The sequence below is a fragment of the Microbacterium sp. H37-C3 genome (assembly GCF_027157935.1).
Taxonomy (GTDB): domain Bacteria; phylum Actinomycetota; class Actinomycetes; order Actinomycetales; family Microbacteriaceae; genus Microbacterium; species Microbacterium plantarum.
This window is the reverse complement of the sequence record NZ_JAPVLR010000005.1, coordinates 120226-132277: the sequence shown is the minus strand read 5'-3', so window position 1 is coordinate 132277 and position 12052 is coordinate 120226. Positions and strand designations below refer to the sequence as shown.

The 12052-nt window shown below is 69.5% G+C and carries 13 protein-coding genes; 8 read left to right on the top strand and 5 right to left on the bottom strand.

The genetic code is table 11. The features are described 5' to 3' along the window. Positions 1-24: 24 nt before the first annotated feature. Entirely contained in the window at positions 25-1248 is a 1224-nt protein-coding gene (locus O1W71_RS13725; RefSeq protein ID WP_269268387.1) for a hypothetical protein, read from the bottom strand. Then, positions 1245-2231 (bottom strand): hypothetical protein, encoded by a 987-nt coding sequence (locus O1W71_RS13720; protein WP_269268386.1) that lies wholly within the window; start codon positions 2229-2231, stop codon positions 1245-1247. Before O1W71_RS13720 ends, O1W71_RS13725 begins: the two co-directional genes overlap by 4 nt. Positions 2232-2406: 175 nt before the next feature. Between O1W71_RS13720 and rpsF the strand changes: the two genes are divergently transcribed. The 4 genes from rpsF to rplI are packed head-to-tail and all read left to right on the top strand — an operon-like array spanning position 2407 to position 4077. Next, on the top strand, positions 2407-2763 hold the full coding sequence (gene rpsF / locus O1W71_RS13715; protein ID WP_036305492.1) for a 30S ribosomal protein S6: 357 nt from the start codon (positions 2407-2409) through the stop codon (positions 2761-2763). A gap of 5 nt (positions 2764-2768) precedes the next feature. Further along, positions 2769-3299, top strand: a complete 531-nt coding sequence (locus tag O1W71_RS13710) for a single-stranded DNA-binding protein (protein ID WP_023953543.1) — start codon at positions 2769-2771, stop codon at positions 3297-3299. Between the two features lie 59 nt (positions 3300-3358). Continuing rightward, positions 3359-3613, top strand: coding sequence for a 30S ribosomal protein S18 (rpsR, locus tag O1W71_RS13705; protein ID WP_023953545.1), 255 nt, complete (start codon positions 3359-3361; stop codon positions 3611-3613). Between the two features lie 11 nt (positions 3614-3624). Then, complete coding sequence (gene rplI, locus O1W71_RS13700; protein WP_023953547.1) at positions 3625-4077, top strand: 50S ribosomal protein L9; 453 nt, start codon at positions 3625-3627, stop codon at positions 4075-4077. A 261-nt stretch (positions 4078-4338) separates the two neighbouring features. Here the strand turns inward: rplI and O1W71_RS13695 are convergent, their stop codons facing one another. Together O1W71_RS13695 and O1W71_RS13690 are read right to left on the bottom strand one after the other, a co-directional pair. Next, complete coding sequence (locus tag O1W71_RS13695) at positions 4339-6123, bottom strand: chaplin family protein (RefSeq protein ID WP_269268385.1); 1785 nt, start codon at positions 6121-6123, stop codon at positions 4339-4341. A gap of 80 nt (positions 6124-6203) precedes the next feature. Continuing rightward, positions 6204-7322, bottom strand: coding sequence for a hypothetical protein (locus O1W71_RS13690; protein WP_269268384.1), 1119 nt, complete (start codon positions 7320-7322; stop codon positions 6204-6206). Positions 7323-7785: 463 nt separating this feature from the next. On the opposite strand from O1W71_RS13690, the gene dnaB reads away from it, so the two are divergent. The 4 genes from dnaB (at position 7786) to O1W71_RS13670 (ending at position 10863) form a co-directional block, all read left to right on the top strand. Further along, the gene (gene dnaB, locus O1W71_RS13685; RefSeq protein ID WP_036304736.1) at positions 7786-9156 is read left to right on the top strand and encodes a replicative DNA helicase; all 1371 of its coding nucleotides are present in this window, start codon (positions 7786-7788) and stop codon (positions 9154-9156) included. A 73-nt stretch (positions 9157-9229) separates the two neighbouring features. Next, positions 9230-9577, top strand: a complete 348-nt coding sequence (locus O1W71_RS13680) for a hypothetical protein (protein WP_269268383.1) — start codon at positions 9230-9232, stop codon at positions 9575-9577. 50 nt (positions 9578-9627) lie between these two features. Further along, on the top strand, positions 9628-10476 hold the full coding sequence (locus tag O1W71_RS13675; protein ID WP_269268382.1) for an ATP-grasp fold amidoligase family protein: 849 nt from the start codon (positions 9628-9630) through the stop codon (positions 10474-10476). A gap of 93 nt (positions 10477-10569) precedes the next feature. Next, a complete protein-coding gene (locus O1W71_RS13670) occupies positions 10570-10863 on the top strand; it encodes a hypothetical protein (RefSeq protein WP_269268381.1) in 294 nt (97 codons plus the stop codon). Position 10864: 1 nt separating this feature from the next. Here O1W71_RS13670 and O1W71_RS13665 read toward each other — a convergent pair whose 3' ends face one another. After that, positions 10865-11968, bottom strand: coding sequence for an epoxide hydrolase family protein (locus O1W71_RS13665; RefSeq protein WP_269268380.1), 1104 nt, complete (start codon positions 11966-11968; stop codon positions 10865-10867). Between the last annotated feature and the right edge of the window lie 84 nt (positions 11969-12052).

Sequence of the window (12052 nt, the reverse complement as noted above, 5' to 3'; positions counted from 1 at the left end):
AGCCTGTTCGCGTCACGCTCCCGGTCAGCGCATGGCGGCGAAGAGTCCGCCGATGAAGGCGATGACCGGACCGATGGCGCCGACCGTGACGATCAGCAGCACTACGACCACCGCCATCCACGGCACGCTCTTCTTCAAGCGCTGGCCGGACGCGGCGACACCGGGCGGCGGGCGCAGCAGTCCCGGCGGCGGCGTGACGGGCAGCGCGGATGCGGCGCCGGCGGCCGCACCCTGTCCCGCCGTAGCCGGCCCCGCGGGACCGGGTTGCGCCGGTACGGCCGGCACCGCGCCAGCACCGGATGCCGCAGGCGGCGCGAGCCGGTCGTCACGCCAGCGCTCCCACTGCTCGAACTTGTCGATCATGGCGCCGACCGCGCCGAACAGCCACGACCACGTCGCCGGGTCGAGGGTCGAGAAGTCGCGCTTGCCGTAGAAGAAGAGCCAGTCGTCGACGATCTCGACATCCAGTGCCGCGGCGTTGTCGACGAAGCGCGCCATGATGTCGGGCGTGAACAGGTACAGCGCGTCGCGCTCGTAGCCCCGCGGGCAGTAGAGGCGGAAGTGCCGGTCGAAGTCGCCCTCGAGGCTCAGGTGCTGGTCGCGGTCGAATGCGACCGGCAGGTTCGAGCCGAACAGTCCGTTGTTGCCGAGGGCGTCGAGCACGATGTGCGGCAGCGGCGTCGACAGGTGCACCGCGACGTAGCCCCACGTGTGCGTCTGCTGATTCTTGCCCGACCCGGTCGTGTAACGGTAGTTCGCGAACTCGACGAAGCGCGGCTGGTCGCCGCGGACGAGATTGGATGCCATCCGCCCCGACCCCTGCGAGAAGATCATCCCCGGCAGCGGGGGCTGGGGCCGCTGCGGCTCGAAGCTCATGCCGTTGGCCCGCGCGAACCGGTCGAGCCGGTACCAGACCGCGGCTTGCGCAGCGCGCTGCCGGCGGACGAAGAAAGGGATGAGCGCCGCGAGGGCGATGATGATGACGAGGGGGATGACGGGCGCCAGCGAGACCACCGCACCGGAACCCGACTGCGTCCCGACGGCGAACACCAGGCCGCCGATGATGGCGGACAGGACGCCGCCGAACACGAGCACCACGAAGACGATGACGACGATGGCGATGATCACGCCGGCGGTGCCCGACCCGCCGGGGAGCCGGCCGCTGGCGGCCAGGTGTTTCCGGAATGCACGCGCGGTGGCGGGCGACACCGGATCGAGGAGGGGTCGGGGATCGAACGGAACGCTCATCGATTGACCTCGTCTGCTCCCCAGGACAGGGATGCGTCGGCCGGCAGGGGCAGGGCTTCGAGCTCGGGCGAGCGGCAGATCGCGTCGACGAGCTCTCGCGAGCCGCCGACGATGGTGGAGTCGAAGTCGACCTCCGACACCATCACCCACGCGCGGTCTGCGGGCCAGAGCAGGCTCGGGCTCTGCGCCGTCGGCACGGCTCCCGTCGCCTCGGCGGCGAGGTCGCGCCACGGCATCCGCAGCTCCCAGTCGTCGTCGGCGAACTCGTCGACAGCGCCGCGGAACAAGACGAAGGCCCGCTCCGGCAGCCTCAGTCGTGGTCCTTCCGAGATCTCGCGCGAGAGAATGCCCTCCTGCCAGGTGGGTTTGCGGAAGACGTTGTTGAAGCGGTCGCCGATCGACGACCCGAGCATGCGGTTGTGGCGGGCGAGGGTCGCGTCGTCGGGGTCGCCGGGCTGGAAGACCGTGCGCGACGGCGCGCGTCCGAGGTGCCCGAGCAGGCCGCCCCGGCCTTCCCAGAGGCCCGCGGTCACGTCATCCGCTGTCGACGTGTGCCCGATCAGCTCGCGCGCGAGAACCGCCATGCGGTGCGGGTCGAGATCGCCCATCCCGGGTGCGGCGAACCATCGGCCGTCGGGCGCGCTGCGCTGGTTCGACCCGAACTCGGGCGAGCGCACGAGCGAGTCCCACTGCGCCAGCGGATGCAGCGTCGTCCCGAAGGCGGCGGCGGTCTCGGCCCACGTGGCGGGATCGGTGACGAGGTCTGCCGTCACCTGCTGCGACTGCTGCCACGGCATCTCGACCCACGCGTCGAACGGGGGGAGGCGTTCGCCGCTCTCGCGTGACTGGACGGATGCCGGATGCAGGATGCGCGCGTACGCCTCGAAGCCCCGCGGCACGACGTCGTGGAACGTGCCCCGCCACGGATCGTCGACGCGTTCGCGCAGCCATTCGCCGGTCGAGACGTCCGCGGTCCACTCCATGTGCCCACGCTACCGGTGACCGGTCGGCGGGATCACGCGCGATCAGGTAAGCTGTTGTGGTTGTCCGACCTCGGTCGGGCACGTGCTACACACCCTCCTGCTTCCGGGAAACGCCCGGGAGCCGTTCTAGTCCGAAGGAGGTGGGTCAGTGACGCACACGTACCAGTACGAGCTCATGGTGATTCTCCAGCCCGAGATCGATGAGCGTCAGGTTGCTCCCAACCTTGACAAGTTCCTCAAGGTCATCACGAATGACGGCGGAACCATCGAGAACATCGACATCTGGGGCCGTCGCCGCCTGGCGTACGAGATCCAGAAGAAGAACGAGGGCATCTACGCCGTCGTCAACTTCACCGCGACGAGCGAGACCACGCAGGAGCTCGACCGCCAGCTGAAGCTGAGCGAGTCGATCATGCGCACCAAGGTCCTGCGCGCCGAGGAGGCCATCGCACAGGTCGCCGCCGAGAAGGCGCGCTCCGAGGCGAAGGCCGCTCGCAAGGCTGCCGCCCCCGCTAAGGCTGCGAAGGCGTAAGGCTCATGGCCGGCGAGACCGTCATCACCGTCGTGGGCAACCTCACGGCAGACCCCGAGCTGCGTTACACGCAGAACGGCCTGCCGGTGGCGAACTTCACGATCGCCTCGACTCCTCGCACCTTCGACCGTCAGGCGAACGAGTGGAAGGACGGCGAAGCGCTGTTCCTCCGCGCGTCCGTGTGGCGTGACTTCGCCGAGCACGTGGCGGGTTCGCTGACCAAGGGCATGCGGGTCGTCGCGACCGGCCGCCTGCGTCAGCGCTCCTACCAGGACCGTGAGGGCCAGAACCGCACCGCGATCGAGCTGGAGGTCGACGAGATCGGCCCCTCGCTGCGCTACGCGACCGCACAGGTCACGCGCGCCGCATCCGGCTCCGGTGGTGGTGGCGGCGGAAGCTTCGGCGGCGGTCAGCAGTCGCGCCCGCAGCAGCAGGTGCAGGAGGAGCCGTGGGCGACCCCGGGTTCTTCGGCTCCCGACGCGTGGAGCGCACCGGGTACCAGCGGCGCCTCCTACGGCGACGACACCCCGTTCTGAATCGGATTCCGGGTGCTGCGTGCAGCGGCATCCGATCATCACTCTCGTAAGGAAAAACAATGGCTGGAAAGGCAACCGGCGACCGCCGCAAGCCGCGGAAGGGCGCGAAGAACGCTGCCCCCGCGAAGGCGATCCGCGTCGGCGTCATCGACTACAAGGACGTTTCGACGCTCCGCAAGTTCATCTCGGAGCGTGGGAAGATCCGCGCCCGTCGTATCACCGGTGTCTCGGTGCAGGAGCAGCGTCTGATCGCCAAGGCGATCAAGAACGCGCGCGAAATGGCGCTCCTGCCTTACGCCGGCGCTGGCCGGTAAGGAGCACCGACATGGCAAAGCTGATTCTCACGAACGAGGTCGCCGGGCTCGGAAGCGCCGGTGACGTCATCGAGGTCAAGAACGGGTACGCCCGCAACTACCTCATCCCCCAGGGCTTCGCTGTGGCCTGGACCCGCGGTGGCGAGAAGCAGGTGGCGTCCATCCGCGCCGCTCGCGACGCCCGCGCGATCCACGACCACGAAGAGGCCGTGGCTCTCAAGAACAACCTCGAGTCGAACAAGGTCAAGCTGTCGGTCAAGGCCGGCGCCGAAGGCCGTCTGTTCGGTGCGGTCAAGCCCGCCGACGTGGCTGACGCCGTCAAGACCGCTGGTCTGGGCGACCTCGACAAGCGCAAGATCCACATCACCTCGCCGATCAAGGCCGTGGGCGAGCACGAGGCGACCATTCGCCTGCGCGACGACCTCACCGCTGTGATCACCCTGCAGGTGGTCGCCGCCAAGTAATCCCTGGCGCACCGTACGGATGCCGCGGACCTTCGGGTTCGCGGCATCCGTCGTTTTCGGGTGCGTGCCGCGGGCCGGGATGCAAGGTTTCCGGGCCGACACCCCGAGAGCGGATGCCGAGCCCCGGGGTGTCGGTGCAGATCCCTTGCCTCCCGGTGCGATGCGTGCGCGTCGGCAAGGTGCCCCGCGGGCAGGCCGGAGCGGATGCCGCAGGCCGAGGCCCACGGCATCCGCTGTGTCCGAGACTGACTCCTGTCGGGATCAGACCGTCGCGCGACGGCGCAGAGCGACGAGGACGAGCCCCATCAGCGTCAGCGCCAGGGCGCCGATGCCGAGAGCCACCGGGGTCTCACCACCCGTCTTGGCGAGCATCAGCGGGCGAGCCGACGCTGCCGAGGCCGGCGTGCCGACCACAGCGGTGTCCGTCATGCTCGACGCGGTCGAAACCGCGGGGGCTCCGCCGTTGCCGTCCGTGCCGGGGGTGGTGCCGGGGTCGGTTCCCGGGTCGGTGCCGGGGTCCGTGCCGGGGTCCGTGCCCGGGTCGGTTCCGGGGTCGGTTCCCGGGTCGGTTCCGGGGTCGGTGCCCGGGTCAGTGCCGGGGTCCGTGCCCGGGTCGGTTCCGGGGTCCGTGCCCGGGTCGGTTCCCGGGCCGGCCGGGGTGACGACCTCGGTGGTCGAATCGCCGATCACCGAGATCGCGGTTCCGGTCAGCGAGATCGGGGCAGTGATCGGGAGCACCAGCTGGGTGCCGCCGAGGACGCTGTCCGAGCCGCTGGCCGACGCGCCGGGCGTGGTGCCCGTCGTGCCGCCGTTGCTGCCGGTGGTGGTGTCACTGGTGGCGTCTCCGATGACGGAGATGGCGGTGCCGGTGAGGTCGATCGGTGCGGTGACCGGGGCGACGACCTGGGTGCCGCCGAGGATGCCGTCAGTGCCGCTGGTCGACGCGCCGGGCGTGGTACCCGTCGTGCCGCCGTTGCTGCCGGTGGTGGTGTCGCTCGTGGCGTCCCCGATGACCGAAACGGCGGTGCCGGTGAGGTCAATCGGTGCGGTGACCGGTGCGAGCACCTGGGTGCCGCCGAGGATGCCGTCGGTGCCGTCGGTCGACGCGCCGGGCGTGGTACCCGTCGTGCCGCCGTTGCCAGCGGTGTTGCCGTCGGTGGTGGTGTCGCTCGTGGCGTCTCCGATGACCGAGACGGCGGTGCCGGTCAGGTCGATCGGTGCGGTGACCGGTGCGAGCACCTGGGTGCCGCCGAGGATGCCGTCGGTGCCGTCGGTCGACGCGCCGGGCGTGGTACCCGTCGTGCCGCCGTTGCTGCCGGTGGTGGTGTCGCTCGTGGCGTCCCCGATGACCGAAACGGCGGTGCCGGTGAGGTCAATCGGTGCGGTGACCGGTGCGACGACCTGGGTGCCGCCGAGGATTCCGTCGGTGCCGTCGGTGGTTGCCTCGGGCGTGGTGCCCGTGGTGCCGCCGCCGTTGCCAGCGCCGTTGCCGCCGGTGGTGGTGTCGCTGGTGGCGTCTCCGATGACCGAGACGGCGGTGCCGCTGACCTCGATCGGCGCCGTCACCGGAGCGACGACCTGGGTGCCGGAGGCGACGCCATCCGACCCGTCCGTCTCGGCAGCGGGTGCCGGAGCGGGCTGCGCCGGAGCAGGGGCCGGCTCGGCGGGTGCGCTGCCGCTGTCCGTCGACGACGTGCTGTCGCCGATGACGGCGACGGAGGTGCCCTCGACGGTCACGGGCACGGAGACGCTGATGAGCGCCTGCGACCCAGAGCCGACGCCGTCCGAGCCGCTCGTCGAGCCGCTGGGCGCCGGTGCCGACTCCGGTGCGCTCGAGCTTGACGTCGAGCTGTCCGCGTCGCCGAGGACGGCGACGGACGTCCCGCTGACCGTGATCGGAGCGTCGACGGAGACGATGCCTTGGGTGCCCGAAAGCAACCCGTCCTCTCCCGTGGTGTCGGCCGCGTGGGCGACCGATGCGCCGAGGATCGTGATCCCCCCGGCGACGAGCGTGCCCCAGATGGCACGCGAGACGATGGTGTTCATGATTGTTCTCTCCTTGAGAATGACGAATGGATGGCGCTGCGCGCCGATGGTCGTGCCGCTCGAGCGCGGCCGGCCGTTCGTCAGTCAGGAGAGACGTCGGTGGGGTAGACGGGCGAGATCGGGCCCGTCGAGTTCGTGAGGCGTCCGCGGCGTCCGGGGAGCAGGAACGCTGCTCCGGCGAATGCGAACAGGGCTGCGGCGATACCGCCTCCGGCAGCGGCGGCGCTGGCCGAGGCCGCGCCCGGAGCGCTGACGGCGAGGCCACCCGACGCCGGTGCGCCCAGAGCGAGCGCATGACCCGCGACGGCGGGTGCCGCGCTGGCCGCCGCGGCGAACAGTTCGGATGAGGGCGCGAGAACCTCGGCCGACGTCGCCAGGACGCCGACAATGCCGAATGGGCCGTCGGCCGACGTGGACGTAGCCAGGTCGCGTGCCAGACCGAGGGCGACGGCGGAGATCGCGTCCAGTGGCGAGCTGGTGGCGATTCCGGGCTCCGGTGTCTCGCCGGGAAGCAGGGGAACGAGCGGCTGCGAACCGCCGGGTACAACGGCATCCGTGATCGGGACGATGACGGGAGTCAGCGCGTCCGTGACGGGCGCGAGGGCATCGGTCACCGGAGCGAGCACCGCCACGACGGGTGCCAGGGCGCCGTCGAGGATGCCGAGCACGGGAGTCACGGGGGCGCCGACGGCATCGGTCACCGGAGACAGTGAGCCGACGATCGGTGCGACGACAGGCGCGAGGTTCTCCGTGACGGGCGCCGCGACATCCGAAACGGGCTCGATGACGGGAGCCACGGTGTCGGCGACCGGCTCGACCACGTCTGCGACCGGCTGCACGGCCGGAGCGATGACGTTCTGCGCGACGGGCTCGACCACCTCGCGGACGACCGGTTCGACGACCGGCGCGACGGCGGGAGGGGCCGACTGCACGACGGGGGCGACAGCCTGCACGACGGGGTCTGCGACGCGGGCCACAGGCTGGACGACAGTGTCGAGCACCGGAGCGACGACGTCTTCGACGGCACGGTCGACCGGATCGGTGACGGCGGAGACTATGCCCTGCAGGGGCCCAGTCTCTTCGTCGGCCGCGTAGCTCGCGGGCGCGAGTGCGAGGGAGAGCGCCGTCCAGGCGAAGGCGAGACCGACGCCGGTGCCGAGGATCGGCACCCAGCGAGGCGCACGGCGGTGCTGGGCCATGACGAGCGATCACCTCCCCCGAGAGCGTCGACATCGTTCGCACGGGAGACCCCGTGCCGTCGGGTACTGCTTGGCGAAGAAAGATACTCCTGTCTCGGGCGACTGTCTAGGGTTCCGCTGAGTTGGTCATGAGCCCGTCCTGAGGATGCCGCGCCGGGGGCGCCGAGTCGACTTGACAAGGCGAGCGTTTTACACAAGTGAGTCCCCAGATGAACAACCTTCAAGTGAGACTTCAACCACGATCTTCATCCACAGGTTGGGGAAACTTAAACCCCTGATCAACGGATACTTACTCGTGGACTTTCCACGTATCCCCGGGCGTTTTCCACAGGACTTCTTCACAACCGTCGCGGCGTTTCCCGCATCCTCTCCACAGAGTTATCCACAGGCCGGTTTGCGGGTGTCGGATGCCCTCCATACCGTGTACTCCGGCTCGGTCATAGGCCAGGATGCGGGGGTGCGGATGTCGATCGCGGACATCTCTGACGACAGGCTCGGCGGACGGCGCGAACCCGATCGCACCCCGCCGCACGACATGCTCGCCGAGCAGAGCACGCTCGGCGGAATGCTGCTGTCGAAGGATGCCGTCGCCGACGTCATCGAGACGCTCCGGGGCACCGACTTCTATGTGCCCAAGCACGAGCTCATCTACGAGGCGCTGCTCTCGCTGTACTCCCACGGTGAGCCGACCGATGTCGTGGCCGTCACCGACGAGCTCATCAAGAACGGCGAGCTGCAGCGCGCTGGCGGGGCCGACTATCTGCACACGCTGACCTCCATCGTCCCGACCGCGGCGAACGCCGGCTACTACGCGACGATCGTCAACGAGCGCGCCCTGCTGCGCCGCCTCGTCGAGGCCGGAACCCGCATCGTCCAGATGGGCTACAACGGCCAGGGCGACGCGGTCGACCTCGTCAACAACGCACAGGCCGAGATCTACTCGGTCACCGGTGCCGAGAAGGCCGAGGACTACGTCCCCCTCGAGGTCGCCGTCACCGCTGCCATCGACGACATCGAAGCCGCACGTGGTCGCGATGGCCAGATGACCGGCATCCCGACCGGCTTCTCCGGGCTCGACCAGCTGACCAACGGCCTGCATCCCGGTCAGATGATCGTCGTCGCGGCGCGTCCCGCCATGGGTAAGTCGACGCTCGCGCTCGACTTCGCCCGCGCCGCCGCGATCAAGAACAACTCGCCCACGATCTTCTTCTCGCTCGAGATGGGGCGCAGCGAGATCGCGATGCGCCTCATGAGCGCCGAGGGCGCCGTGCCGCTGCAGTCGATGCGCAAGGGAACCCTCGACTCACGCGACTGGACCACCGTCGCCGCGACGCGTGGCCGCATCAACGACGCTCCGCTCTACATCGACGACAGCCCCAATATGACGCTCGTCGAGATCCGCGCGAAGTGCCGCCGCCTCAAGCAGCGCGTGGGCCTCAAGATGGTCGTGATCGACTACCTGCAGCTGATGACCAGCGGTAAGCGCGTCGAGTCGCGCCAGCAGGAGGTCTCGGAGTTCTCGCGTGCGCTCAAGCTGCTCGCGAAAGAGCTGCAGGTTCCCGTCATCGCGCTGTCGCAGCTGAACCGTGGTGCCGAGCAGCGTGCCGACAAGAAGCCGGCGATCAGCGACCTGCGTGAGTCGGGCTCGATCGAGCAGGATGCCGACATCGTCATCCTGCTGCACCGCGAGGCGGCCTACGAGAAGGACAGCCCGCGTGCCGGCGAGGCCGACCTCATCGTCGCGAAGCACCGCAACGGTCCGACCGACACGGTGACCGTGGCGTTCCAGGGCCACTTCTCGCGCTTCACCGACATGGCCGTGGGGATGGACTGAACGGTAAGCCGACGACCGTTATAGTCCAGTGCGCGCGATCACGCGCATCCGCCCTCGGCCCGTTGGGAGCCTGATGCCGTTCCGCAGTAAAGAGACGCTCGAGCGCTGGCTCGGCGAGTTCCACGAGCAGCGGGGAGCGGGTGAGCTCATCCGCGTCCTCGTGCAGGACGGTTCGGAGGGATCGGACACGGGGCTCGTCGTCGTGCCCCTCGCGAACTCGTCCGTGTCGGTGTTCATGGAACCGATCGAGATCGGCGATGCGCGCTGGCGAATCACCATCGAACCGCAGCCCGACTTCACCATTCTGAGCAGCTTCCAGATGCACTCGCTCGCCGCCGAGTTCACGGTCGCCGCTGAGCTCTGCGCGTTTCTCGAGGCGAAGTCGATCGGTCACGAGGAAGACGACCTCGACGAATCGTGACCCCGCGCCGTCATGGCGTCCGTTGGCGCGAGCGCAGTCGGCTGGTCCGGATGCTGCGCCTGTGGCGGACCCGCAATCCGACGACGTTCCGCGAGAAGGTGCGGTACAAGATCCTGCGCGACCGCCGCAGCCTCATCGTCACCTTCGCGGACAAGGCCGCCGTGCGCGACCACGTCGCCGCGGTCATCGGCGAGCAGTACCTGCCTCGCGCCTACGCCATCGTCGACGACCCGCAGAGCCTGCTGGACCTCGACTGGCCCGATGCCTACGTCGTGAAGCCGACGCACGGGAGCGGCGCTGCGCTCGTCGTCTCGCCGGCCGCGCCGGACGATGCCCGGCTTCCGGAAGCGCGCTGGGGCTGGGTCTACCGGCACGTGCGCCCGGAGCACGCGAACCCGCACGAGATCGCGGCGATCGCCGCGGGCTGGCTCACCAAGCTCTACGGTCAGGGGCCGAACCGCGAGTGGGTCTACGGGCAGGTGCCGCGCCGGGTCATCGTCGAGGAGTTCCTGGTCGGTGCCGATGGCGGCATCCCGGACGACTACAAGTTCTTCGTCTTCCATGGGCGATGCCATGTCATCCAGGTCGACGGCGGACGCTTCGGCGGCCGGACGCAAGACTTCTTCCGACCCGACTGGAGCCGCATCCCGATGAGCGGCGGGCCACCCTGGGCGGATCCCGAGCGCCCGCGGCCCGCGCATCTCGACGAGATGATCAGCATCGCCGAGCGGCTGGGCGAGGGCACCGACTTCGTGCGCGTCGATCTGTACGACGTCGACGGTCGCGTCGTGTTCGGCGAGCTCACGAGCTTTCCCGCCGGCGGCGACAGCCCGTTCGATCCGGAGTCGTACAACACCGAGTTCGGCCGCCCCTGGGCAGTGCCGCGGCGCTACCGCTGACGTCGCGCCTCACCCGTGCGCCGGATGCTCGCGCGCGAGGTTTCCGCCGTACGGCGGAGGCGCGGCCCACTCAGCCTGCATAGCGTCGTATCCATGAGCACCGCCACCGCGAGCCAGCCCACCGACCGTGCGACGCGAGAGGCGTCTCGTCTGCAGATGGCGAGGATCTGGCTGTCGGTCGGATCGGCCATCGCCGTGCTGGCCCTCATCGTTTGGGCGATCGTCGCGGGCGTGAGCGGATCGCCTGCGGGCGTCATCGCGGCGACCTCGGGAGCGGCGGCGGTCGCCGTGGCCGGGAGTACGGGCCTCGTCGGCATCACCGCGCGGTTGCGTCAGCTCGGCGTGGTGCGGGCCCGCCACCCCCGCACTCGTCGGCTCCGTAGCTGACTCAGTCGAGCGCGGCCGCGATGGCGCGGTCGAGGTCGCGGACGTATGCCTCGGGTTGCTCCCACGAGGGAAAATGACCGCCCACCGGGTGCTCCTCGAAAGCCTCGAGGTCGAAGAGGCGCTCGGCGAAGTCGCGCGGGGCGTTGACGAGGTCGCCCGGGAAGATCGAGAGCACGACCGGGATGCCGCCGGGTATCTTCGTGTTCGGCGGCACGGTCCGCAGTGCATAGGGGCCGAACGACGAGCCGATCGCGCTGGTGAACCAGTATGCCGATACCCAGGTGAGAACCTCGTCGTGCGAGAAGACGCTGGTGATGTCATCGCCGTGGTCGGTCCAGGTCCAGAGCTTCTCTCCGATCCAGGCGAGCAGTCCGGTGGGGGAGTCGGTGAGCGCGGCGGCGATGGTGGCGGGTTTCGTCGCGTGTTCGAGGCTGTATGCGGCCTCGGTGGTCTGCCACCGGTTCCAGCGGTCGACGTAGTCGCGCTCCGTTGGACTGAGGTCATCGGGGATGCCGCCGGCGAGGTGTCTCTGCGACACGTCGGTCAGGTGTGCCGCCGCGACCATCGAGGGGTGATTGCGCATCAGCGCCTCGGCGACGTTGCATCCGATGTCGCCGCCGCTGACCACGAAACGTGTGTACCCGAGTCGGTGCATGCCGGCGGCGACGACGTCGGCCATCTCGTTCGCCGACATCCCCTCGGCCGGGGCGTCGACGCTGAACGGATAGCCCGGCAGCGCGGGCGCGACCACCGTGACATGCCGGAGCAGTGGCAGCACCTTCTCGAACCGAAGCACCGAATCGGGCCATCCATGGAGGAGGAGAGCCACGGGGGCGTCCGGTTCCGCCTTCTGGTGGATCACGCGAAGCGGGTGTGGCGCGTCGACGAGCTCCCACGGCAGGGCGAGGATCCGGTCCTCCTGCGTGCGCCAGTCGAACCCGTCCGTCCATCGCGCGACGAGCGTGTCGAGCCAATCCAGATCGACACCGGCCGGGGGTTGCCCGCCGAGGAGCGCGGCGAACCGACGCCGACGGCTGAGACGCGCATGCAGGTCGGCGATCGCCTCGTCGCTGACACGATCGGGGGCGTGGTGCTCGTTGGTCATGCCCCGAGTATCCCGCTCGCGTCGCCGCACCGCAGAAGCTTGTCAAGCCGCTACGGGTTTCGGGATGCCGCGATCTAGCGTTCG